Origin of the sequence: Paenibacillus ottowii, from assembly GCF_050516475.1 — a bacterium.
Lineage (GTDB): Bacteria > Bacillota > Bacilli > Paenibacillales > Paenibacillaceae > Paenibacillus > Paenibacillus ottowii.
Genome location: NZ_CP191577.1, coordinates 2,845,081 through 2,869,443 on the forward strand (window position 1 = coordinate 2,845,081; position 24,363 = coordinate 2,869,443).

25 protein-coding genes are annotated in these 24,363 nt (G+C 42.4%); all 25 read right to left on the reverse strand.

The genetic code is table 11. From position 1 onward, the window contains the following. Positions 1-509: 509 nt before the first annotated feature. Positions 510-1,658 (reverse strand): DegT/DnrJ/EryC1/StrS family aminotransferase, encoded by a 1,149-nt coding sequence (locus ACQQ6X_RS13205; protein ID WP_305165709.1) that lies wholly within the window; start codon positions 1,656-1,658, stop codon positions 510-512. A gap of 6 nt (positions 1,659-1,664) precedes the next feature. After that, on the reverse strand, positions 1,665-2,303 hold the full coding sequence (locus tag ACQQ6X_RS13210) for an acetyltransferase (RefSeq protein ID WP_305165710.1): 639 nt from the start codon (positions 2,301-2,303) through the stop codon (positions 1,665-1,667). 12 nt (positions 2,304-2,315) lie between these two features. After that, positions 2,316-3,455 (reverse strand): UDP-N-acetylglucosamine 2-epimerase, encoded by a 1,140-nt coding sequence (neuC, locus tag ACQQ6X_RS13215; protein ID WP_305165711.1) that lies wholly within the window; start codon positions 3,453-3,455, stop codon positions 2,316-2,318. Further along, a complete protein-coding gene (neuB, locus tag ACQQ6X_RS13220; protein ID WP_305165712.1) occupies positions 3,452-4,480 on the reverse strand; it encodes an N-acetylneuraminate synthase in 1,029 nt (342 codons plus the stop codon). Before neuB ends, neuC begins: the two co-directional genes overlap by 4 nt. Before the next feature lie 28 nt (positions 4,481-4,508). Beyond that, on the reverse strand, positions 4,509-5,213 hold the full coding sequence (locus ACQQ6X_RS13225) for a cytidylyltransferase domain-containing protein (RefSeq protein ID WP_305165713.1): 705 nt from the start codon (positions 5,211-5,213) through the stop codon (positions 4,509-4,511). After that, positions 5,213-6,232 (reverse strand): UDP-N-acetylglucosamine 4,6-dehydratase family protein, encoded by a 1,020-nt coding sequence (locus tag ACQQ6X_RS13230; RefSeq protein WP_305165714.1) that lies wholly within the window; start codon positions 6,230-6,232, stop codon positions 5,213-5,215. Before ACQQ6X_RS13230 ends, ACQQ6X_RS13225 begins: the two co-directional genes overlap by 1 nt. Positions 6,233-6,254: 22 nt before the next feature. Further along, the gene (locus tag ACQQ6X_RS13235) at positions 6,255-8,045 is read right to left on the reverse strand and encodes a motility associated factor glycosyltransferase family protein (protein WP_305165715.1); all 1,791 of its coding nucleotides are present in this window, start codon (positions 8,043-8,045) and stop codon (positions 6,255-6,257) included. A gap of 112 nt (positions 8,046-8,157) precedes the next feature. Further along, the gene (locus ACQQ6X_RS13240) at positions 8,158-8,505 is read right to left on the reverse strand and encodes a hypothetical protein (protein WP_305165716.1); all 348 of its coding nucleotides are present in this window, start codon (positions 8,503-8,505) and stop codon (positions 8,158-8,160) included. Next, on the reverse strand, positions 8,502-8,885 hold the full coding sequence (gene fliS, locus ACQQ6X_RS13245) for a flagellar export chaperone FliS (RefSeq protein WP_045244636.1): 384 nt from the start codon (positions 8,883-8,885) through the stop codon (positions 8,502-8,504). Before fliS ends, ACQQ6X_RS13240 begins: the two co-directional genes overlap by 4 nt. Positions 8,886-8,904: 19 nt before the next feature. Then, entirely contained in the window at positions 8,905-10,443 is a 1,539-nt protein-coding gene (gene fliD / locus ACQQ6X_RS13250; RefSeq protein ID WP_305165717.1) for a flagellar filament capping protein FliD, read from the reverse strand. 17 nt (positions 10,444-10,460) lie between these two features. Continuing rightward, complete coding sequence (locus ACQQ6X_RS13255; protein WP_305165718.1) at positions 10,461-10,835, reverse strand: flagellar protein FlaG; 375 nt, start codon at positions 10,833-10,835, stop codon at positions 10,461-10,463. A 166-nt stretch (positions 10,836-11,001) separates the two neighbouring features. Continuing rightward, entirely contained in the window at positions 11,002-11,769 is a 768-nt protein-coding gene (locus ACQQ6X_RS13260) for a flagellin (protein WP_305165719.1), read from the reverse strand. A gap of 485 nt (positions 11,770-12,254) precedes the next feature. Then, a complete protein-coding gene (gene csrA / locus ACQQ6X_RS13265) occupies positions 12,255-12,485 on the reverse strand; it encodes a carbon storage regulator CsrA (protein ID WP_305165720.1) in 231 nt (76 codons plus the stop codon). Next, entirely contained in the window at positions 12,485-12,934 is a 450-nt protein-coding gene (locus ACQQ6X_RS13270; protein WP_305165721.1) for a flagellar assembly protein FliW, read from the reverse strand. The genes csrA and ACQQ6X_RS13270 overlap by 1 nt, the downstream gene beginning before the upstream one ends. A gap of 152 nt (positions 12,935-13,086) precedes the next feature. Further along, positions 13,087-13,995, reverse strand: a complete 909-nt coding sequence (gene flgL, locus ACQQ6X_RS13275) for a flagellar hook-associated protein FlgL (RefSeq protein ID WP_305165722.1) — start codon at positions 13,993-13,995, stop codon at positions 13,087-13,089. 42 nt (positions 13,996-14,037) lie between these two features. Then, positions 14,038-15,618: a flagellar hook-associated protein FlgK gene (gene flgK, locus ACQQ6X_RS13280; RefSeq protein ID WP_305165723.1), complete on the reverse strand. Its 1,581-nt coding sequence runs from the start codon at positions 15,616-15,618 to the stop codon at positions 14,038-14,040. 15 nt (positions 15,619-15,633) lie between these two features. Continuing rightward, a complete protein-coding gene (locus ACQQ6X_RS13285) occupies positions 15,634-16,134 on the reverse strand; it encodes a flagellar protein FlgN (protein ID WP_064797807.1) in 501 nt (166 codons plus the stop codon). Positions 16,135-16,143: 9 nt separating this feature from the next. Further along, positions 16,144-16,419 (reverse strand): flagellar biosynthesis anti-sigma factor FlgM, encoded by a 276-nt coding sequence (gene flgM, locus ACQQ6X_RS13290; RefSeq protein ID WP_013373392.1) that lies wholly within the window; start codon positions 16,417-16,419, stop codon positions 16,144-16,146. A gap of 195 nt (positions 16,420-16,614) precedes the next feature. Beyond that, entirely contained in the window at positions 16,615-17,025 is a 411-nt protein-coding gene (locus ACQQ6X_RS13295; RefSeq protein ID WP_142612407.1) for a TIGR03826 family flagellar region protein, read from the reverse strand. Between the two features lie 734 nt (positions 17,026-17,759). Beyond that, a complete protein-coding gene (locus ACQQ6X_RS13300; protein WP_305165724.1) occupies positions 17,760-18,233 on the reverse strand; it encodes a LysM peptidoglycan-binding domain-containing protein in 474 nt (157 codons plus the stop codon). Positions 18,234-18,616: 383 nt separating this feature from the next. After that, on the reverse strand, positions 18,617-19,183 hold the full coding sequence (locus ACQQ6X_RS13305; RefSeq protein ID WP_326401077.1) for a ComF family protein: 567 nt from the start codon (positions 19,181-19,183) through the stop codon (positions 18,617-18,619). 358 nt (positions 19,184-19,541) lie between these two features. Beyond that, a complete protein-coding gene (locus ACQQ6X_RS13310; protein WP_305165726.1) occupies positions 19,542-21,653 on the reverse strand; it encodes a DEAD/DEAH box helicase in 2,112 nt (703 codons plus the stop codon). Positions 21,654-21,851: 198 nt separating this feature from the next. Continuing rightward, on the reverse strand, positions 21,852-22,292 hold the full coding sequence (locus ACQQ6X_RS13315; RefSeq protein WP_063212257.1) for a hypothetical protein: 441 nt from the start codon (positions 22,290-22,292) through the stop codon (positions 21,852-21,854). 166 nt (positions 22,293-22,458) lie between these two features. Continuing rightward, complete coding sequence (locus ACQQ6X_RS13320; RefSeq protein WP_007432713.1) at positions 22,459-23,181, reverse strand: response regulator; 723 nt, start codon at positions 23,179-23,181, stop codon at positions 22,459-22,461. Between the two features lie 4 nt (positions 23,182-23,185). Beyond that, entirely contained in the window at positions 23,186-24,346 is a 1,161-nt protein-coding gene (locus ACQQ6X_RS13325; protein ID WP_013373402.1) for a sensor histidine kinase, read from the reverse strand. Between the last annotated feature and the right edge of the window lie 17 nt (positions 24,347-24,363).

Genomic DNA, 24,363 nt, shown 5'->3' on the forward strand with positions numbered 1-24,363 from the left:
TTGTACTATTTCACTAAAAAACTTATTATCCTTTTTCTATAGCTGAATTCAAAACAATTTAAATTACAAGAAAAAACACATACATAGGAACATATATACTCTTTTCCCTTAACTTACTCAATAACAATGAGATTAAAACACAAAAAAACGCAAGAAGACATTTGTAAAATGTCAATCTTGCGAGCCCCAGTTCCCTGTATGAAGACTTTGTGTATTTTCCACACTAATTAGTAACATTATTAATTCAGGCTCTTGATTGAACATGAATCGACGGAAATTGAGAATTTCAATCAAAACTGTAAACATACTCATTAGTATCCAACTTACTGTTATTCATAGGAATCATGGACTTCCGGGAAAATTCTATATCAAAACCATCTAACACATTTTCAGATAATAATAGAAATCAGCGTTAAAATTATGGGAACTAGATCTAAAATCCTCTGATTTATTATTGTAATTAATTCGTTATCTGCTCCCTTATCTATTTCATTTACACGATATCTATATTAGTGACTGAAAGCATTTTTTATTAATTGAATAACAAACTCTTGATTTTCTTGAGTCATATTCGTATCAGATGGGAGGCAAATTCCGTTTAAAAACAACTCTTGGCTGATATCCCTTCCCAATTCATGTGTAAAATAGTCTACTTCATTGAACAATGGCTGTAGGTGCAATGGTTTCCATACTGGGCGTGACTCAATGTTACTTTTTTCTAAATAGTGAACTAATTCATGAGCCTCAATTCCTACTTTCGTGGAATCAATCTGCACTGCAGTTAACCATCGTGTGGATTTACTTGAACCTGTCTCAGGCATAAAGCTTATGCCATCTATTTTTGATAGCATTTTGTGATACAAACCAAAAATATCCCTCTTTTGTGAAATTCTATCTTCTAGAACCTTTAATTGCCCTCTTCCAATTCCTGCAAGAATATTACTCAAACGGTAGTTAAAACCTAATTCGCTATGTTGATAGTAAATCGCCTTTTCTCTCGCTTGAGTTGCATAATGTCGCGCTTTGCTTAGAGCTTTCTCATCATCTGAAACCAGCATGCCCCCGCCTGAAGTAGTAATGATCTTATTTCCGTTAAATGAAAGGATACCGAATTTACCAAGGGTCCCACTCATTTGCTTACCGTAAGTAGCTCCCAGCGACTCTGCGGCATCTTCTACAATTGGCACTTCGTAATAATCACATATTTTTCTTAACCGATCGTAATCTGCACTCTGTCCATACAAATTTACTATAACTACAGCTTTAGGCTTCTTTCCCTTATCTGCATAAGTCTTGAATGCTCTTTCAAGCGCCTCAGGGGACATGTTCCAGCTATCTGGTTCTGAATCAATAAAGACAGGAACTGCACCTTGGTACAAGATCGGATTGGCACTGGCAACAAAGGTAAGTGAAGAACAAAAAACAATATCACCCTTCTCCACACCAAGCAATATCAAAGATAAGTGAATTGCTGCTGTCCCGGAACTTAGGGCAACTGCGCCTCCACATCCCAAGTAACTTGCCATCTCCGTTTCAAATGCGTCTACATTTTTACCCAGTGGAGCAATCCAGTTGGTTTCAAAAGCTTCTGCGATATATTGTTGTTCTAATCCGCCCATGTGCGGGGAAGATAAATAAATTCTGTCTCGGTTGGACATTTCGTTTCATCCCTTATCTTTATCGGTTTTAATAACTTTGGCTGGACAACCTACCGCTGTGACGTTATCTGGTAAATGACGGATAACACATGAACCGGCGCCGACGAGAGTATTTCTCCCTACACGGATACCTGGTATCAGATTTGCACCTATTCCGATATGAGCACCGCGCCCAATCTGCACGTTGCCAGCCATATGTACACCTGGGGAAATATGTGCGAAGTCTTCTATTCTACAATCGTGATCTACAGTAGCCGCCGTATTCACAATGACATGCTCTCCAACATACGCGTCGGCGTTAATCACTGAATTGGGCATGATTGCCGAACCTTCGCCAACAAATGAGCTAGGTGCGACTATAGCGCTTGGATGAATAGCAGTTCCAAATTTGAATCCCGCGGCTTTAAATTGGCTTACAATTACCGATCTGGTTGTATTATCTCCGATTGCCACAATAAGCAGCGCCTCGGGATGCAGAGATACTATTTGATCAATCTGATTACGGCCCCCCAAGATCGGCAATCCGTTCCATGTTTCTTCTGTACAGTGATCATCAAGAACTCCAATGATTTCTTCACCAGAAAACCGTAAAATATCCACGATGACCTTGGCATGTCCTCCTGCTCCAAAAACAATATAGCTCAAGGCCGAACCCCCTTAATAGGTAATTGTCTTTTGAATAAGCTGCTCTGACTTGTTTGTTCGTTTCAATATACCCACGATGCGAGAGCTTGTGTTATCTCTGCCATAAACATTGTCAGCCGCATTAACAATTTGTTGGAAAGGCTCAGACATTACACATTCCACAGCAGAAGCCAATTCGAGCTCGTCAGCTGCAATATCTATTGTATTCGCAGAACGCTCTCTGCCTGTCTGGCGAGTTCCGATATTAATGACTGGAACGTGAAAAGAAGCAGCCTCAATGATCCCTGAGGAAGAATTTCCAATTAACATTTTTGCATTTTTTAACATTGTCAGATAATCTAATTGCTCAAAACTGGTTACCAAATGCATTCCTTCTCTCGCAGCAAAACGATTATATACACCAACGATCGCATCTGCTCCAGCGTCCGAATTGGGCATCACACAAATAACCTCATGCTCACCAGCCAAAAGAACTTCTAACATCTTACCGAGAATGTGCATATCTGCTTCTTCAGTAGTGACAGGATGATAGGCAAACAACACATAGTCGCTATCTATATTCAGATCGTATTTACGTTTCGTCCCCTCTAACTCAGGCAGAGAGGTATTCATCATCGTTTCAATTCTCGGAGCACCGACAACATGAATTCTCCACGGTTCTTCGCCAAGCCTGATTAGGCGCTCTCTACTTCCATGTGTAGCTACAAAATGAATGTGAGCCAACTTACTGATTGCATGCCGAACAGACTCATCAATCGTGCCGGACACTTCTCCACCATGCAAATGAACAAGTGGAATGTTCATATGAGAAGATACGATCGCAGCTGCAAGCATTTCACCACGATCTCCTAATACAACGACAAAATCTGGCTCCAAAGCTTCTATGGCTTGCGTCATGCCCATAATGGCTATACCAATAGAACGAGACATATTGGCATGAGTAGATCCTTGCAAGAGGCAATCTACCTTAGCAGATACACGAAATCCGTCCTGTTGAATAGCATCCAACGTATAACCATGCTGTGGAGATAAGTGCATTCCTGTAGCCAGCAGGTGGAGATCCAGAGTATGTTCTTTCTCTATAGCCCGCAAAATCGGATAATATATCCCATAATCAGCCCGCGTTCCGGTAATCACTAATACTTTTTTCATTGCACATCATCCCATGACAACAAGTAATCTTCATGTACGTCTTTCAGAAGCTGCTTGCCAATCAAATCAGCATAATATTTTGGCTCTATTCCCGTGCCCGGGCGCTTGATGACTAGATCCTCTTGAGTTATCAACTGGCCAGCTTTTTTCAATGTTGCCATTACAACACTTTTTCTTGCAACGGCTCTAGTGCTTTCCTCAGAGGGCATACACCTTTTAATTCCATCCCCTAAAGCTTGCTCCACATTCCGAATCGCATCCACCATCTTTGAAAAGTCAGCAGGCTCTAATGAAGCCTTATGGTCAGGACCGGGAAGGGTTTGATCCAGCGTAAAATGCTTTTCAATAATCCTGGCTCCTAACGCTGAAGCCGCTATAGCGATCTCTATCCCCGCCGTATGATCCGAATATCCTGTGACTTTATCAAACGCTGTGGATATTGTCTTCATAGCCAACAAATTTACATCCTCCAAAGGGGCTGGATAATCGGAAGTGCAATGCAGCAATAGCACCTCGCTTTTTTGGAATGTTTGTAGAGACTCTCTAATTTCGTCCAGATTGGACATCCCAGTGGAAAGAATAATCGGACGGCCATAGCTATCGAGCTTTTGAAGGAAGGGAATATTGTTCATATCCCCTGATCCAACCTTGAATGCGTCGATTTGAATTGAATCCAGAAACTCTGCACTTTCTTCATCAAAGGGTGTGGATAGGAAATCGATCCCTTTATCCTCACAGTACTTTTTCAAAAGCACAAAATCATCAAAGCTCAATTCAAGCTGTTTTAGCATGTCGAGTTGGCTCTCAGTGGAATTGGTATTTTCCGTCTGATATTCAGCCTTCTGTGCGTACTTGGTTACCAGCTTTTCACTTTTAAAAGTCTGGAATTTCACCGCATCAGCACCACATAAAATCGCTTGATCGATACATTCAAATGCAAGCTCCAATGAACCGTTATGATTGACTCCTACCTCTGCAATAATATAAATGGAGTGAGTCCCCTTATTGGATAAAAAATTCTGCATGTTATTTACTTCCTCCTTACTGCGAGGCTTACTTGTCGTTGGATTCACTCCAAAAAAACTCTGCCATTTTTAAATCAAACTCGTCATCTATATCAACAGATCGCTCTCTGGGCATAACGTATCCACAATTATGCGGTCCAACCAGAGTGTCACTGTTCATCAACAAATCTCTTTTCACGATATAAATGGCTCCATTCAGAGCATACAGTTCTTTCAAATCTTGCCTTCTCAAATGTTTCTTTTCATCCTTCAAGTAGGACATAAGCTTTCCGTTATCCATTTCCCGAAGTAGATAGGGCTGCACTCCTGACAAAGTGACACTTTGTAATGAATCCGCCTGATGATTTAAAAAAAGGGTATACGCCTCTTTAATGTCCAGGGCATTTCGTAATGGAGATGTAGGTTGAAGCAGCATAATAACATCAAAATATTGATTTCGGGTCTGTTCATAAAATTCAACAGCATGCTTCAATACATCAATGCTTTTAGCCACGTCAGTAGCTAGCTGCGCAGGCCTTATAAATGGAACAGCAGCTCCAGCTTGACTTGATACGCGAGCAATATCCTCGCTATCCGTTGTAACTGCAACTTCATCTACGCAACCACTGTTCAACGCAGCCTCAATGCTATATTGAATGAGCGGCTTATCATGTAATAATCTAATGTTTTTACCAGGTAAACCTTTTGATCCACCTCGCGCAGGAATAACCGCCAGACATTTATAATTGCCCATCACACAGCACCCATGGTAAAGCCTAAACCATTCTGTTCAATCAGTTCCCGAATAGCTTTCGGAAAAATCTGTGGCGCAGTCATCGAAGAATATTCTTGGCGAATCGCCTTTTGGAAACCAGCATATTCCTGCTCTGCGGTATGAAATAACGAAGGGATGATATACATTTGTCCATTCTCCAGCGCTCTTTCGGATTCTTCAAGCGACATCAGCTCTTCATACAGCTTCTCACCTGGGCGAATTCCGGTCTCAATGATTTCTCCACGATAGGGTTGACCAACCGCTTCTTCATACGAATCAACCAGGCATTGGGCCAAATCTGTAATTTTGAGAATTGGCATTTTCAGCACAAAAACTTCTCCGCCTTGCGAATAATGCGCAGCATCTATAACCAATTGGGCGGCTTGTGGAATAGACATCATAAAACGAGTCATCTCTGCATGTGTAACCGTCACGGGTATCCCTTTAGCAATCTGGTCACGGAATAATGGGATAACGGAGCCCCTTGATCCCATAACATTTCCAAAGCGAACACAAGAGAAGATGGTGCGTTTGCTCCCTTTGTACAAATTGGCTGCTGAAATCAAACGTTCTGATAGCAGCTTCGTAGCTCCCATCGTATTCGTTGGATTCACCACTTTATCTGTGCTAATGGCTACCACTTTTTCTACATTATGCTCAATGGCCGCCTCAATTAAATTCTGTACACCAATAACATTGGTTTTCACTGCCTCCATAGGGTTATATTCGCATGCAGGCACGTGTTTAAGAGCGGCCGCATGAAAAATATAATCCACATCCTCCATGGCGTAGCTCAGTCTTTGCTTATCTCTGATATCACCGATTAGATAACGGACATTCGTAAATTCTTTTAATTCTTGCTGCAGATCAAACTGCTTGCTCTCATCTCGACTAAAAATCCGTAAAGCCTTAGGGCTATACGATAAGATATTGCGTACAATTTCACTGCCAATAGAACCTGTGCCGCCCGTAACCAGTACAATCTTGTTGGTAAACATATTAACCTCCGGTTTTGTCATCTCATGCTTGCTTTACAAGCAGACCCTCTACCCGTTTGCTTGCTTCAGTTACCATCTCCAGCAGATCAGGAGTATTTTGCTCCAAATCTACTAGGAGTGTCCCGAGATACTCATAAATATATCCAGCCTTAAGAGGTAATTGCTCTTCTGTCACAATAGTAGGCAGCATTCGGTCAAAACGGGCCAGTTCCAATGGAATCAAGGATTCATACAATGGTGCGAACCATTCCCTGTTAGCAATCTCTCCCCAACGCTCCTCAATCTCAACGATCATGTTTTGACACTTAAGAGGTTTTGTTCTGCTAAGCTGCTGAATATTACTCATTAGCTTGCGAAGTACTCTGATTTCTGATTGTACCTTTAACAAGTCTTCCTGCACAAAGCTGAGCCTGTCCTTTACAGGATTAATTTCTTCAGGGCTTAAAATAGAAGGATGATCCACCATCCATTGTTTTATTGCGTCTGGTTCCAGCTCCGCATGAGATACTTCATTATAAATTTCCTCCATCGGCTGGAATGGCGCTCCTTCAATCACGGCCCCATGGCGAGTGGAATTAATGAAAGTAATCTGCTCAAAATTCTGAATAAGACCTTCTATAGTCTCCTTCATGAACATAAAGCTGGAATCCGTTGCATTATACCCGCCCTGTACATTTTCCACAGTCTGCGTTGCCTTATCCAACATACTCTTGGTTATATCTGCTGAAAAATGTTCAATTCCATCGCTATACACTTTTTGATCCGGATAAGACAAGTCCTGACCAGCGAAAATAATTTTTTCCGCCCCCAGATGGACGGCTACCTGCAACGCTGTACCCGCTACCGAAGGCGTAGGGACCATCAATAGTTGATTCTTATGTTTCTGTAAAAAATATTGTGATATTTCATCATTCTTAAGAACTGCATGGATTTTATCATTCTCTTTACGCTCCGAAATTCCATAATAAGAGGAAGATGTAAAAAAGAGTGTCGATTTCAAAGTATCAGGATTAGAAAAAATTCTATCATTTACCTCATGGCCGTCCATGATAACGGATAAATGAGGAGTAATCCCATGCCTGATTAGCGCTTGCACACTGGAACCCGCCGCAATGATTAGACTATGAGGAGATAGCTTTTTAATCCATTCAATGTCTTCTGTAAGCGAGGGGCCTGACGATACGACCACAGCCGACGAAATTTTAAAGGATTGAAACATTCGCTCAATAGACGGAGTATTAAACGTTTCCGATAGATGATATAAATAATTTCGGGTCCATTCTTTTCTAAATCGATTTTCTGTATATTTATTCGTATTATAGTCTGCTTTGTACTCCATAAACTCTTCTCTAACATCCCGCAAAATATCAATCTCATTTTCCAAATACCTGCGTAGCGCAACAAAGGCCAGTTTCTCCTGCATATAACTACAAAGCAGATAAAACAACAGCTTCAATTGGCTTTCACCTACTGAAATCCAATACAAGTTGGGATGATTAAGCAAAAAACTTATATCATAAGCACTAATTACCTGTTTAAAAGCTTCTTCATCCGGCTCATATATAAATAACCAGCGATCTGGGAAGCGTTCCAGCAGATCTGCAATACTTAACCCTTGACCAAAACCGTATACAAACAGAATTTTGGAATCCTCCATCAATTCAGCAACAGCCTGAAGCCAAATCTCATCCCTCTCCAATTGCTCATAAACCGGTGCTTCTTCCTTTTTCCCTGTGACAGGCACAACACTACCCAGCATCTCTAATACATGAGGGAAACGCTGTTGTATAACTTCCAAGTTAGCTTGTTTCATATATAACCACCAATCCGAAAACTTTATATCTATTATTATCGGCCTTTCTTTATCAATAATAAAGGTAAAATAAAAAAGGTGCCGATATACGTTCGGCACCTTCGTAATCTATCTATTTACGATTGTCAAAAAAAAGACTATTTGCAGCATAGGACTGTTGATAAGCATGTTGCTGAGCCCGAATCATGCCGCGTTTTTGCAGCCATTCTGCCGCCTCTTGCTTGATCTCCATCATTCTAGCCAGAATTGCCTGTTCTTCCTGCAGAATAACCCTGATCTGTTCTTTAATCTCGTTCGTGACTGCAGCCCGATAAGGCTCCATCGCTTGTACAAGCTCTTCTCTTCTAGTTGAAAAGGCCAACAAATCATCTTCATCCATGCTGGAGAGATCCTCTAACGTTCGCCTGCAGAGAAGCTTTAGTTCATTAACAAAGGACTGTAAATGTTCTATCTCATTCATACGCCAAAACCTGCTCCTACAGATTTACTTGCTTCTACCCAGGCTTCCCTTAGTTCCTTTAGATGAAGCATTACTTCTTCTGCAGACGCAGCTTCTTTATGAATGTTAGCCTGAATTAGACAGTGCAGCATATATTCGTAGATTTTTACCAAATCGTTTGCCAGGGGGTAATCGAAGTTTAAGGCCGAAATAAGCTCATGCACAATCGCTTGGGCCTTGCACAAGTTTACATTCGTTTTCTCATAGTCTCTCTGTTCAATACCCTCAATTCCTGCCTGTACAAAACGGATGGCTCCATCATACAGCATAATCAACAGCTTGGGTTTGGACGCTGTTTGCGCCTGGGTCTGCTGATATTTCTGATACGGAGAGTTAATCAAATTGCCATCCTCCTCATTTTTAGCTGAATAAACTGCTAGAAGTAGTATTATACTTGCTTATAGCAGTTTCCATTGCTGAAAACTTCTTGTAATAATTCGTTTCTTTCTGGTCCAAACGATCTTGGAAGTCATCAATTTTAATATCCAATAACCTTAAAGACTCACCCATAATACTATCTTTATTAAAAGCTGCGGTTAAATCTGTGCTTACTTTAGAAGTACCAGCCGTTTTTGCCAGACTGTCCAAAGTTTTATTGGAAATTTTACGCAAACGCGAAAAAATACCATCCGATGCAGTCACTTCATTATTTAAATAAGAGGAGGAATAGTTTTTGCCCAAAAAGTTATTTACGATGTCCGGGTTATCCTCAATGGCCGCTTTCAGCTTGTCCTTGTCTAGGATCAGCTTCCCTCGAGTCTCATAGGTTCCTGTTGTGATCCCTAGATTTGCCATGCTTAATTCACTTGTTTGTGTACCGTTCGGCAGTGTAATTGGGCTATCCAAATGGACAGTCTGAATCATTGCTGTGCGCATATCACTAATTGCGGATGTCAGCATACTATCACGCTTCAGCATACCACTTTTAGCTTTCGTTTCCCAAAGTTTAACTTCATCGTCACTCATATCTTTTTTCTGATCACTAGTTAACGGTGCGTACTTGGAATACTTTTCTTCGTTAACCTTGCCATTCATAAAGGAAAGGAGCTCGTTGTATGAATCAACAAAGCTTTGTACGGTGTCAATGATTTTATCCACGTCTTTACTTACTTCAATGTGGGTGGATTCGCCTTTACTAGTGCTGTTCAGCGTAATCTCTACGCCATTCATCAAAAAGTTATTGGAGGATTTCGTCACATCAAGACCGTTAATATTTACACTGGCATCCGAACCACCTGAAAGCTGAGAAGCCAGTTTAAAGCCTGTAGTGAATACATCCCCTTCCAATGCAATATTATTCCCGTTTGTCCCTGTAGCCTTGCTTGTAACGGACATTTTACCTGTTGCTGAATCAAACACAGCTGTTACACCCGCCTGAGAACTGGAGTTAATTTTATTCACAAAGGATTCAACTGTTTCCGTAGCTGCGTCAATTGAAATGGAGACCCCATTGACTTTTACAGCCACAGTCCCTGTACCAGAAACCCCAGAACCGTCAATATCGGACAAAAGAACCTTACTCCAATCAGTTTCTGTACCCGTTTGAGTCGGAGTTCCAGATGATTTGGTGGTAGCGGCTGTCGCCAGTTTATTTACCGTAATATCCATAATCCCGCCAGCCGAGCTCCCTGCTTTGGCAGATACTGCTGTTGTATTGCCGCTCACAGTAGCTTTCTGTGCGTTCAATGCATCCAACTTACTAAAAGTGTCATTGATTTTAGTCTGCGCAAACGTAACTAACTTCACACTTGTTTCACGGTAACCCTCACGTTTCCACTCCATCAATTGCTTGTTTTGGTTCATTTTATTCAAAGGCTGACTATCAGCCTGAATCATTTTCTTTACCAAGGAATCAATATCCATTCCTGATGCCATCCCTGTTATTCTTGTAACTGCCATTAAGCATCCCCCTCTACTTATATTTTTTTATCTACAATTAAACCTGCCAATTCCATCATTTTTGCGGCTACATCAAGCATTTTCTCTGGTGGAACTTCGCGAATCAGCTCCCCCGTCTCCTTATTCATCACTTTAATCATAACTGCGTGGGTTTCCTTGTGGATAGAGAATTCAAGAGCCTTTTGTGGACCCTGAATCGCATCAATTGCCTTTTTCAGCTCTTCAAATATCTTATCTTTATCCTCTCTAACCGGACGACCAATTTGTTGTTCAGTTGAATGGGCTATTGCTGCAATACTCTCAGTTCCACCACCTGCATCTGATTTCGAGATAGCAGAAGCCGTTGACATTAAACCCTTCATTGCTGATGCTGAAGATTTAATCGGATCCATGGAGTCCTCCATTACATATAGAGTATGTTAACTATCTTCCCAACCTCTAGTAAACTGGTATGTAATCTATATCGGCGTTTAGCATACGATCTTTTATGGCTTGGACAAATAAAAGAAAAAAGGTCTTGCCATAAAGACAAGACCTTGCAAAATAAAAGTGTGAAAATTAACGAAGCAAGGAAAGAACACCTTGTGGTGCGGAGTTTGCTTGCGACAGCATGGATTGGGAAGCTTGCAACAAGATGTTGTTCTTGGACAAAGCAACCATTTCTTTAGCCATGTCTGTATCACGAATACGGGATTCGGAAGCAGTCAGGTTTTCAACAGTTGTTCCCAAGTTGTTGGAAGTGTACTCCAAACGGTTTTGAACAGCACCCAATTTAGCACGTTGTGTAGCTACTTTTTCAATTGCAGTAGTCGCACTTGCAAGGGTGGCAGCTGAAGTCATGCCTTTAAATCCTGTTGTACTAATACCGGAGATAGTGATTTGGAATTTGTCATCATCAGCTTGAACTTTAACATTGGAAGTAATTGCAATGCCGTTGAATTTAGTATTGGATACGATCGCATCGATTTGAGCACCCAATTGTCCCAATTCCATTTTGATATTGGATTTATCGCTAGCTTGGTAAGTCCCATTCGATTGTTGAACCAGCAGTTCTTTCATACGAGTCAGCATGGAGGATACTTCGTTCATTGCACCCTCAGCTGTTTGAGCGAAAGAGATACCGTCTTGAACGTTACGTTGAGCTTGTTCCAAACCGCGGATTTGACCACGCATTTTTTCGGAGATGGACAAACCAGCAGCGTCGTCAGCAGCACGGTTGATGCGCAGACCAGAAGACAGTTTTTCCATGTTTTTGCTTGCAGCAGTTTGGTTCAAAGACATGTTACGATGTGTATTCATTGCAGCAATATTGTGATTGATAATCATTATAAATTTCCTCCCTGAAATGGTTTAATGCCCACATCCTTGTGGTATAAGCGTCTTCACAGGTCGGCCGCCCTGAAGAATTACCGCTCTTGTATATATATCGACTCTACTTTGCAAATAGTTTATAGCTAATCTACATTTTCTATAAAAAAATTTCGTTCAAGATAGCGTTATATTTATCAAAATGTATTCACTTCCAGTGCCCTCACTGCCTGTCAAAGTTATATCTCACTACCAATCAACTCTTTAACACCAACAGCTGAGCATTCTTCCTGTTACACAGGGATAAGCACATAGTATTATGGCAGCATCTGATTCAATTCTTTATTAAATGGTGCAAAGATCAACTCGGATATCAGTTCCCTAGTTTCCTATATCATTTCTCCAATCGAACATAATCTCTGTTACTAGCGAACATTTGCGGAGTACGATATAAAGATATAAAAGCTGGCAATTACAGTTCGCCAGCTTTTATGCATATCTTTTTATTTGTGATGATCCAAATCAAGTACAATCTTCTGGAAAGACTCTATATCCACAACCGCTTTTTGATTATTTTGCTGAATAGCATCAAAGATTTCTTTCCGGTAGATATCAATATCCTTAGGAGCGGAGATCCCCAATCTAACATTATCCCCTTCCACCGACAATACTGTAATGACAATATTATTATCGATCACAATTGACTCGCCTTTTTTGCGTGAAAGTACCAACATCAGGATTCACCTTCCTTGCCTGTAACTTGCTCCTCATTCCATAATGTATGTCTCGTTGTATACTCCGTATTTTGCAAAACAACCTGTTTTCCTGTGCATTTGTCTGTATTTAAAATAATAGGTGCCAATAAGTTCACAGTAATTTTTGTCCGGTCACTATGCCAAGTTACAATACACCGGACGGAAACCTGCTCATGACTCGTAACACCAATTTCCTCCAATACACTATCCGTTAACTCAAACTCATAATCTTGGTTAAAGTCAAACGGATTGACTGTTACAAATGCAATAGACGGCTCATCTACGGCTGTCAGCAGACTAAAATACTTATTATGCTCCTGCAAAGAAAATTTATGCAGGTTTTCGAATCCTGGAATTCCCTTTACGAATGTAAAATACTCTATTGACGCTTCTTGTGCGAGATTATCTTGATTTTGTTTTGGGGCCATCTTTCTAATCCTCCTTCAATGCTAACAAAAAAGCTACGGACTTTCTGTCCATAGCTTAGAATCAATCTGTCAAATAAGCAAGTTGATAACTCATATTGAATCTCACGGATGCACTCTCTATTAGAAGTGAACCAAAAAATCCAAATACACTTCTAACGCATAAAGTCCACTAACGATGGCTGCATAATAGAAGCAGAGGACTTCAATGCTGCCTGGTAGATCGTTTGAGCCGAGGTAGCCTTAATCATTAGACTGGCAATATCCGCATCTTCGGTTTTGGACTGCAATGTGGTTAAATTTAGATTTCGATCCGTCAAGCGTGCTTGAACCAATTGAACCCGATTGGTACGTGCACCAACCTCAGAAAGACTGGCTTGCATCTTGTTCGTACGCGATTCAATATTCGTCAATTGCACCGAAACAGCGTTATGATCACCACTAGTTAGTGCGGCAGTCAGATTATCCATCACTTTAAACACATTATCTGAATCTGTTGAAGCACCAAAAAACTCGCTACCGGACGTATTCACTTGAAACGGGTCTTGATCGCCAACAGAATACTGGATAGCACCCGTATCAGGATCGATCTGGGAATAATCAGTCACTGTGCCGGACAGTACATATGGCTGCTTATCGTAATTCTGCCCATTGAAAATATATTTGCCCCGAATTTGACTATTTCCAATATTAGTCATTTGACCTTTCAATTGATCAACTTCAAGCTTGATCGAGTTGAGTCCAGCCTCATCCACAGTACCACTCGAGGCCTGTACAGTTAGCTCTTTAAGCCGCTTCATTACTTCCTGAGCCTGCTGCATAGTAGAATCGGTAAAATCTAACCAACTTACAGCAGCATCGGCATTGGTTTGAAATTGTTCATTAGAAGCCAATTCCGCACGGTAACGCAGAGCATAAGTCACACCTACAGGGTCATCAGAAGGCTTGTTAAGCTTGCGTCCAGTCGAAATTTGGTTCTCCATTTTATCCATATTACTATAATTGCGGTTCAGGTTGCTGAGCGTCTGCATCGACGTCATTCCTGAGGTCACTCGAATAGGCATGCTTTACCCCCTTTAAAGTATAAAAAACTACCTATGAAAATACTAGAGACCTACACGTCCCGTACTGTTTATGAGCTTATCCAGCAGTTGATCAAACGTCGTCATAAAGCGTGAAGAGGCGCTATAGGCGTGCTGAAATTTAATCATATTGGACATCTCCTCATCAAGAGATACCCCGCTCACTGACTGACGATTTAGATCTACCTGTTCCGTAAGTAATTGGGCATTTTCTGATTGGCGTTCCGCTTCCTGTGTCTGTACCCCCAATTGCCCTACTATGGAGCTAAAGAAGTCATCTACTGTCGTATTCTTTGCTGTCGCTCCGCTGAATTCAAACTTATTCGCTTTTAATCCACTCATCAGTAATGCCAGTCCATTGTTGCCGACAGTAACTTGTTCATTGGTCGTTCCTGCTCCATTAACCCGCAGGGAGGAAGCAATTTTTTCTGGATCGTTTTGAATATCAGGATTAAGTTTAATATTTCCGGCTGTAATGGTTGCGCCGTCTGTCGAAGTAAAGAACGCACCGCCAGCCTGCGCTGTAGTTCCGCTCATTGTATACCCCAACTGATGCAGACCGTTAATACCTTTCACTGTTACAGTCAGGTCAGAAGTCAATTTACGATTGTTATTTGCATTGGAATATGTAACTGCCGCACCGTTGACTCCAGTATTTAACACCGTACCTTCAGGCAATACTGTACCTGCTGGCAGTTTAACAGAAATATTACCATTAGCCAGTGTATTAGCAAGCTGGTCCAGTTGGCTCTTGTAGTCAGCTACATAACGATCACGAGACATGACCATGCCATATACTTCCCCACCAGTTAGCGCTCCGCCCTGGAAGGCAGCTACCAATCCCTCTCCTGTCACCGCAGTTACCTCAGTTCCCGCGACAGCCACTTGCCCAGCAACAGTCACTTGGTAACCATTATCCAGTTGGGTAACCTGCACATTAGCAAGCTTAGACAACTGATCAACGGCATAATCGCGCTGGTCTTTCAAATCATTCGGGTTATCGCCCAAGCTTTCTAGCTTGGCAATATTTCCGTTCAGATCAGCAACGGATTGTAACAACGAATTCATTTCCGTTGTTTTCAGAGTAATGTTATTGGTCAAGTCTGAGCTAAGAGCGTCCAGTTGCTTGCTAGTCTGATTCAATGCATCTGTCAAAGCAAGCGTTGTTTCTTTTACAATTTTACGGTTGGTGATATCCTGTGGATCCTGACTAAAGTCAGACCATGCATCCCAAAAGTTATCCATGACCTTTCGGATACCTGTATCTGAAGGCTCATTCATAATAGTCTGCAGTTTGTTAAGAGTGTCATAGCGAACATTCCATCCACCGTATGAAGTATTCTCATTGCGATACTGATCGTCCAAAAACGTCTGACGCACACGCTCAATAGCAGTAAACTCCACCCCTGTGCCCATTTGACCTCGTACAACGGAACGGTTCAAACCGTAGGCTTCCATAGAGTCCGAGGCCTTCATACTAACCACTTGTCTGGAGTAGCCCGCTGTGTTGGCATTTGAGATATTATGCCCGGTTGTATTTAATGCTGCCGTTTGTGTATTTAAGCTTCTTTTCGCTGTTTCTATACCATGAAATGTTGAAACCATATTATCCTCCTTCAATTAGGCGCGTGTATCAAATAGTCCCGCTCTTACAGCTGATGTGCTTTTGTCGGCTGGACGCTGATAAACTGCTTCAGATTCCGCATAATACGACATACTCTCAATGGAAAAATCAATATAGGAAAGAGCCTGTTTTATGAGCTGCTGATTCAATTCATTTAATCTTTTCAATTCTACCAGCGTATCTGCTAGATTTTTTTGAATTTGAAGGAGGCGCTGCTTGTCTTCAACATCAAACACAAGACGAGACAACTCCGTAATATTGAGATTCAACTTGGATTTAATACCACGTTCCTGCAAAAATTCATAGGCTGCTTGCAGACGTTGTTCATCCAACTGTTCAATGTGTCTGGACATCTTCGATTCCTGATTCATGACTAGAATAAGCTGATCTACCTTATTTGATATCAGTGCTTCTTTTTTCTGAGTTCCTAGTGCGATCAACTGCTCATGCGCCTCTCTAAGTTGCTCCAGCACATCCATCAAACGCTCTAAAGGCATATCCTTCACCTAGCTTTCGGAAGACTGCTTAAAGAAAGGCAACAGCTTCTCTGCAATTTTATCGGCATCCACACGATAGGTTCCAGAAGCTACTTGCTGCTTAAGCTCCTGAATTTTCTTAACGCGGTCTGCATCACTGCTGCGGTTCAGCATCTCCATTGCTTCTGGAGAAATGGAAACCTCGTCCTTGCGGCGGGATTTTTTTTGCTCCTCTTGACGTCCTGTTTCAATATTTCGCTGATATGGATTAATAGCTCCGATGCGGTTGGTCTCGTTAATTTTCATAACTTCCACCTTCCTTAGTTATTTGATATGGTCAGAATGTATCAGACGACATAGCGTCGAACATGGTTCGTATTATGCCTTACTTCTTTATTTTGTGCATGATTGCTAAAATAAAAAAACCGATAAGCTCTATAAAGATTATCGGCGGTATTTGAAACTTTTTGAATAGCTGAATGCGTATTTAATTCCCCTGTACTAGTTTCCACGAAGTTTATCCATCGCACTGTAGGTACCTGAGCCCATATTATTACTTTGATCCTGATTGCTGCTTTCGCGTACGGCCTGATTCAGGTCTTTAGTCAGGCGTGTTCGACAAGAATCGCACATATGCCCATCGCGAATTGGTATCCCACATACCTCGCAAGGATACGTCATATTGGGCGCATTAGCAATGGAAATACGTCCCTCACGTATAAATGTCGTGATTTGTTTGACAGATACACCCGTAGCTTCCGAAAGCTCATGCATATGAATACCTTTATTTTCACGTATATGTTTGACACATCGTTCGTATTCAATCTCAATTTCTTTAATGCAGTTCTGGCAGATTCCTCTAACATTCTTAATAAATAGCTTTCCACAACGAGGACAGTTATCCAAATTCATCCTCTGTAGCCCCTTTCCAGTTTCTGGTCTCTTTAATTACTTTTATCCTTACATTACCTTATAGCGAGGAACTTCGTCTATCAAATAATTCAAAAAGTTTTTTAGATTTAACACAATTGCACATTTTGTTCGTTATCATAGTAAAAGTATAAGAAGGGAAGATTCAATGAGTGGGAATTTTTCCATTTATTTTTACAATAACACAATAAACGTAAAACAAGGGGTAAACGAGCCCTTATATTCCAACCTAATATATGTGAGTATTTATCGTCAAAATTCACTCCGTAATTTAGATAAAAAATAAAACAAGCGCCATTCCAGTTATTTTCGGGAATAGCGCTTCCTTATCATTAAACAGCTATATATGAATATGGTTAAAATGTAGAAATAAAATGAGGGGAAAACCGGGCGAAACAATCCTCAGAAGAATTCATGTTCACCTGTGCCCCGAATGCCATCAAGCATATACTGTAAATCCGGGGGATCGGCGTCCATACGAATGCTCCGCACATGGAGTGTGGGTATTCATAAATCTCATACACCTAACATCAATTTAACCTATAACCTATCTGAAATTAAGCTAGATGTACCATCGGAAATTTGCAGCCCAAAAAAACAAGCGATTTTACAAATAATTATTCAAAAAAGCATTGTTTTAATAGAGGCCTTCCCGTATACTATAGTCAAACGCTTGGTTTAATAAATATATTTTATAAAACAGTTTATAATGTTAATTATTTAGTTGTATTTGTTTGTGGTACTTGAAGTTCTTGACCAACTTTAACCAAGTTGTTGATTTTTACCAATTCTTCAACAGTTACACCATATTTTTCAGCAATAGAAGCCAATGTGTCGCCTTCTTGAACATTTACAGTGATTGTTTTTACAGTTGTTGCTGGTGTTTCAGTTGTAGTTGCTGCTGGTTTTGTAGTTGTTGTTGTTTGGTTGTTGTTCTCTGTTGTCGATTGAGCAGGTGCTGTGGTTGCTGCGTTCTCAGTAGTTTCAGTTCCATAAACTTTTGCTTCAAATGCTTTTTGTGCTGCTTCTTGTTGTTGAATGATCAGTTGTTCTTCAGCTTGATCCTTGATGTAATCTGAACCAGATTTTGCCATTACTTGACCTGTTGCAAGTGGACTCAACAAAGATACTGCACCTAAGCTAACAGCCAGCATGCTAGAAACTGCTACTTTTTTCATTACGTTTTTCATGATTTTGTTCTCTCCTCTTTTTAGCTTTAAATTTTAATTAACTGCTTTACTACTGAGCGAGACACTCCCAATGTCCGCTCTTTTGTCGTTAGCTAATCACTTATTACCAATCATGTTAGCTATCAACAGAAAGAAATTGTACTCCTCTTTTCCAAAAAAATCAACCTCTAAATTGAAATATTCTGATTTCATCCCTCACTTCCTAACTTTTTGTTCGTCTCTATATTTTTATTATATACCTCTCTCTAGCTTGTTGTCAAATTCTGCTGATTGTACGGATTAAAAAGCTTCTGCTCTATCTTTTAAGCCTTCTTTCAAAAGAATTATAACCTTTTTTTCATAGTTTCAAGCGCAAAATTATGGAATATAATAGAAATTTAGACTCATGATCTTGCTAAGGTTAGGCAAAAGATAGCCAAATGTACTCCTTGTTCTAATGCCTTTTCTCTTAAAACGCGTGCACATGCCTGCAATGTACTCCCCGTCGTATAAATATCATCTACAAGCAAAATTGTAACGGAATACATATTCTCCACAGCGCATTGAGATTCGACCCTTAAAATAATGGGTTTCATCAAATTCGCCATATTGGGGTGAACAGAAAATGCATTATTCATTGTATTCATGCGTTCTTTTTTTGATTTAAAGCTTTGTTTGCCTGTATCTTGCGGACGAACAAGCAATGAAAGGAAGGGAAGCTTATTTTGCTTTGCAATTTCTTCTGCCAAAATCTGAGCCTGATTGAAGCCTCGCTCTGTCAGCCTCTTTTTACTTACAGGGACACAAGTCACAATATCTACATCCCACAAAGATCGCTTGAAACGAGTACATTTAGGATCTGCAAATTCATGCCTCATCGCCTGATAGGCTCGGTTCATGACTTCCCCCAGAAGGGGACCAAATTTTTCATTGCCACGATATTTGAACTGTCCAATCCATTCTCTCATCATCGGCGTATAACTGGTTGCACTCCGATTACATACATAGTAACGAGCTAATCCGCCAGGCCTGCCGCAATCTGGACAAAACGTCGGACGTCCACAATGAACACAGCAAATGTTGTAAACCCAGGGAATTTGAATCGAGCAACGAGTGCAAAGCCCAGTAAATTCGGAAAAATTGCCTGTAAGAGTGCCACAAGCGATACATGTCTGTGACTGACGATGGAATAACCAATTCAAAAATAGACGGGTTCTTGGAATCATCCCCATACCAAAATGCACCTTTCCTGGTAGTTTACGTACCGACATTGTTTCAGGTTTCACATTTCCAAAAAAACTTTTTTTATTTAATGCATTTAGTGCTTCATCAATTCAGATATCCTTTTTTCCGAGCCAGTGCATTCATATGTTTGATCTGTTTGATTGCCCTCTTTTGACCGCTAGTCCATTGGGGAGATATAAAAACAACACTTCCGAATGGATCATCTTTAGATCTTCCCGCGCGACCAGCCATTTGGACAAGGGATGCTTCATCAAAAAGACTGCTGTCCGCGTCTAGTACATACACATCACTCCGTGGAACAGTCACTCCCCGCTCCAAAATAGTGGTTGTCACCAGCACACGTATTTCAGTTGCTCGAAATAATTGTACCTTAGCGGTTCGTTCTTCATCCTGCGATGAGGTACCCGCAATAGGTATATCAGGCAATTGTCTGATCAGCAGTTCCACAAGACCTTGAATATGTGAGATTCGTGTCACAAATAGGAAGATCTGTGCTCCACGTTGAATGGATACGCATAGACGTTGAATAAAGGAAACAGGAAGCTGACCTTTTTGCAGCCAATGATGCACTGGAGCAGTATCCAAACGAATTGGGACAGGTAGGGGATGACGATGAAAACGAACAGGAACCTTGGCATGTGGTAGTTGGCCACGTGAAGCCTCTTTCTGCAAAGGACGTGGTGGCGTAGCCGACAAATAAATAAACTTTCCTTCCCGCTTACATACTGCTCGGGCAGCAAAGGCAAGCATCGGATCATTGTGAAAAGGAAACGCATCAATCTCGTCAATCACAACCAAATCAAAGGCCTGGCGATAACGCAACAACTGATGTGTGGTTGCCAATGTCAACTGTCCTCTTTGCCACCGTTCTGCACTCCCTCCATAAAGCGTCACCATGCTAACCTGGGGAAAGGCAACAGCCAAGCGAGGTGCCAATTCCAACACCACATCGCGGCGCGGTGTTGCTACAAGCGCTGTCCCTCCGCGCTCTAACACATGTTGTAAAAGCGGGAACATCATTTCTGTCTTGCCGGCGCCCGTCACGGCCCAGAGCAGAAAACGTTCAGCCGCAGAATCGGGTAAGCACCGGCTAGCGATCCCCCAAGCAGGCTCGCCAGATTTAGGCGAGGACTGCCCGTTGCCGGCAAGAGTGCTGCCATGCGTAGCGGCGGCACCTGCATTTTGGCGCCCAAGCATGCTGCGCCAGAATAATTGGCGCGCCCGTTGCCACTGGCCTTCCGGACGAGAGGATTTTCGCCCCTCGCCGGGTGGTGCGGCCAAAAAGCGCAGCGCTGCTTCAGCGGCGGCACGTTGCGCTGGGCTCAGCCCCCAGCGGTCGAGATTCGCCGCCGGGGCTACCTGTGCCGCTAGAGGCATGGCAGGTTTCGCTGTACCGCGCAGCAGCAGCGAGCACTCACGGCTGCGCCCAAGCGCGAGACATGTCTCGCAGTATGCGCACGCCTTACGACCGCACGATGCGCAGCTTGTGCGGTGCACCTTTCCGCTGCCACAACGGTTGCAGCGGAGTTCATGTCTACGCGCAGCAGACCAGCGCGCGCGTGGCGTTGGAGCAAGGCCAGCAGCAAAGCTGAGTCGGCCCTGTAGATATGCAAGTTGCGCAGCTGAACGCCAAGTATGCTCCAAATCCGGCACTGCCTCTGCTAGCAGCGCTTCAGCTTCAGGAACGAGCAACTGGCGCCCTGCCAACAATTGAGTTAGCTCGTTCGCTTGTCGCGTTAAACTTTCCAAATCCAACCCATCCACTCCCGTGAAGAGGTTCATGTTCTGAATTGAACGTACAACTCCTATTGTCTCCCATTCCTTATTCCCATGTGTAGTGCGAGAAACCCAGCCTTGTCGACAATCCCAAATACATATATTTTCTACTCCTCCAGATAAGATCATCCCTTCTCCATTAGAAGACTCTAGAACCAATTCATTCTTTAGCTGTGCAAGCGTATATTCCCACCATTGCTGATTCCCCCATCGCTCCATATTTGCTAATTCCTTAAATCTCTCACACAGGCTTACTGCCCAGGACAAGGGAAGCTCGTCTCCTAATAACACCCACCTTTCGACAGTATTCTCCTGTTCCTTATCTCGACCCAACCACCATGTCATATCTACTCGAATATCCACAGATAATCGGAGATTCCAATCTCCCTTATACTTGACTGCATATACTGCAATTTTCATTTTCGATCTCTCTCCCATCCATCTTTTTTTGGTTTCTTGTCATCCCGGAAAACGCAAAAAAGCACACTTCCATGGCTACTAGCCTGAAGTGTGCTTCACATCAAACAGATTTCGACGAAATCCCTGTTGTCTTGCATATGCAACTGTCTATAAACATTTATATCTGATTTTAACCACAATGTCCACAGTTCCTTGTCACTAAGGAACAAGTGGGGCACCCGCCAACGGGTTTGCTGTTCTAAGATCAATAACAACCTGTTTTTCACCGCCTGACTTCGGCAATACCGGGTTCCCCGGTGAAAAACGACGTGAGATGACTGAAACATCCATATGACTATAGCGCACCAGTCGGGTCAGAATCGGTAGCGTATCGTCTATAGATTCATCATCCAGTACCGTTACATGCAACGGCCTCCGGTGTAGCCAGGCAAGTATGCTCAATGAACGCATCACCCATTCCACACGATCTCCGTCATTGGATGTGATCACAATATAGCGAGTCGCACGACGATCCGGCGATGCCGCATGTGCATCTTCGCCATTGTGATAAGCCTGAACCGCCTGTCGTATATACATAAGATGCACGACTGCGGCTCCCACACCGTATATAAGCAATATCCAAACCAAGTGAGCCGTCACGAGGGTTCCACCTCCTCCTATAGCGACAATATATGCCGTATAACAGGAAGAGGTGTCACGGTTATGTACTGGACTTCCGTACGAGCGGATATCTCGCTCCAAAAGAGGGGCGTACAGCATTCATACCTAGGCAACTGAGTGGTCTAATGTATGAAATAACTACACTTTACAGCGTAACCCATCCATATTTGATGGAGTTAATAACGGCTTGGGTACGATCATCAACCTCCATTTTTTGCAGAATACTGCTGACATGGTTTTTGACCGTTTTCTCGCTTATGAATAAATATTCACCAATCATCTTATTGCTCTTGCCTTCAGCCATCAGACGCAGCACTTCTGCTTCACGGCGGGTCAGCGGGTTATTTTCACCTGCGACAAACTTCACGCCTGCTTCCTTAGTATGGCCTTCCGCCATAGCACCTGTTTCATTCAGGTAAGTCATCCGGCGAAGCTGCTGAATAAGCTTGCCCGTTACTTTTGGATGGATAAATGCATATCCTTCATGTACGGAACGAATGGCATTGATGAGAGACTCGGCCTCCATATCTTTTAACAGATAGCCATTGGCTCCCTTGCGCAACGTCTCGAATACATAGCTTTCATCATCATGAATGGATAAAATGATCACTTTGACATCCGGGAACATCTCACGTAGTTTTTCAGTTGCCTCGACACCATTTTCAATTGGCATATTAATGTCCATCAGAACAATATCCGGCTTCTCTACGTTGCAGAATTCCAGCACTTGAATACCATCGCCACATTCTCCGATGACCTCAATGTCGTCCTCCATATTCAAAATACGTTTAAGTCCTTCGCGAAACAACTGATGGTCGTCCGCTAACAGAACTTTAATGGGTGCATTACTTATTTCCTGATTTTCCATGTTGTTACTCCTTTCCCTTTTCCACGTTGGTTGGGATATGAATCACTATCTTGGTGCCTTGGTTCTCAGCTGATTCGATCTCCATTCTCCCCTCGAGCAGTTCAACCCTTTCCCGCATACCAATCAGACCAAAATGCCCGTGGTCTTTACTTTTTTGCTGAAAAAGCTCTGGCTTAAAGCCCAGACCATTATCCTGCACAACAATTTTTACAAGCTGCGCCTGGTAGGTAATCTCAACAAGCACATAGGTAGGGTAAGCATGCTTAGCAGCGTTAGTCAAAGCTTCCTGGATCAGACGGTAAATGGCTGCTTCCATCGCGGAAGAGAGACGGTGTTCCTTGCCCCTTGTTTCAAAAAGCGCTCTAATTTTCGTTTTTTCTTCAAAATCCTGCACATATTTCCGGAGCGTCGGAATAAGTCCCAGGTCATCCAGGGCCATGGGACGCAAGTTGAAAATGACCTTTCGCATTTCTTCAAGACTGGAGCGAACCTGTTTCTTCAAGTCTACTATTTCGTCCTGAACCATCTTAAATTCCTGCTTGGCGATCATTCTTTCCACAATTTCCGTCCTAAGCACTAGATGCGCAAGGAGTTGCGCAGGTCCATCGTGAATTTCACGGGATATGCGCTTACGCTCCTCTTCCTGAGCCAAAATAATTTTCAGACCAATAAACTGCCGATTTTTGGCCGATTCAATGATCCGCGTCACTTGTCCCAATTCACCCGATAAATATTCCAGCACGACCCCCATCTGCGAACCGATGGTTTCGGCCCGCTCGACAGAAGCCTCGACACTTTTGGCCCGTTTTTGGAGATCATCTCTTCTGGCTTTGAGATACATTTCCTTCTCGCGAAAAATCATCACATCGAGCTGAAGCTGTGTCGCCTTCTCATAAGCCTGCTTGATATCCTCTTCCGAGTAACGGACGAAATCACGACTGACCTCAGTCAACCGAATTCGGGACCGCCGATAGTTCATCTCCAGCTGATCCACCTTTTCGATCGTTTCCGCCGTTTCCTTCAATACGCTCTGGAGCTCTTGATTTAACGTAACCAGCTCGGTCCGGGCCGTGTCCAATATTTCGAACATCTGATATTTGCTGTTCTCCATCACCTGGATGGCATTTTTAATGACTCGGTCTATGATATCGGCTTGAAAGTCCACAAATGTTCTACTCCAAT